Origin of the sequence: Yersinia pekkanenii, from assembly GCF_001152565.1 — a bacterium.
GTDB classification, from domain to species: Bacteria; Pseudomonadota; Gammaproteobacteria; order Enterobacterales; family Enterobacteriaceae; genus Yersinia; species Yersinia pekkanenii.
In genome coordinates, this window is sequence record NZ_CQAZ01000201.1 from 1 (window position 1) to 624 (window position 624).

The following is a 624-nucleotide window of genomic DNA, read 5'->3' on the forward strand; positions in this document are numbered from 1 at the left end:
TACCTTCCTTAACGTTTAATATGCGATAAAATAAATTGCTGAGTATTATTCACAATAGCTTGCCACTGAGGAAGTTTATCTATGGTGAAAATAACCCTAACCAGTGAGCCTATCTCCGGCATGATAAACCAAGCTTCACAAAGATAATATATTTTCTTCATCGGTAACCACTTACAGTCAAATACTACCGGTACTCGCCCATCAACCTCTGACCAGTAATAAGTAATGACATCCTTATCTAGCCAATAATGATTTTTTTTGTCCATTGTGTTTTTTCTAATTATTTTTTTGGTTACCTTGACAGAAAACAATTCTAATTCATCAAGATCAACCACAGGTTCAAATACTTTATCATTTTGTTTTTCAAGATAAACATCACGCTTATAATCCATATCGGTGTCAGGTCGTTTTAACGGGTGAATACTTACTCTTATTCCACCAAAATTTTCTTTTTTCTTATACCATAGTGATTTATCACCAGGTTGCATATCCGGCCAATTTATTATCATCGGTAATGTTACGAAATCGGTATCACACCCTTTTGTATTTTCAGTAAAACTGTAGCCCCAGGCGCTGGTACCGCTATATTCTGTCCAGTAAAAAACATAGCTATTCGGCACTTCC

1 protein-coding gene is annotated in these 624 nt (G+C 35.4%); it reads right to left on the reverse strand.

Translation table 11 applies throughout. The annotated features are described in order from the left end of the window. Nucleotides 1-8 precede the first annotated feature (8 nt). Nucleotides 9-624: hypothetical protein (locus tag AEP37_RS26850; protein WP_049615685.1), on the reverse strand; the 616-nt coding region annotated here is incomplete at its 5' end.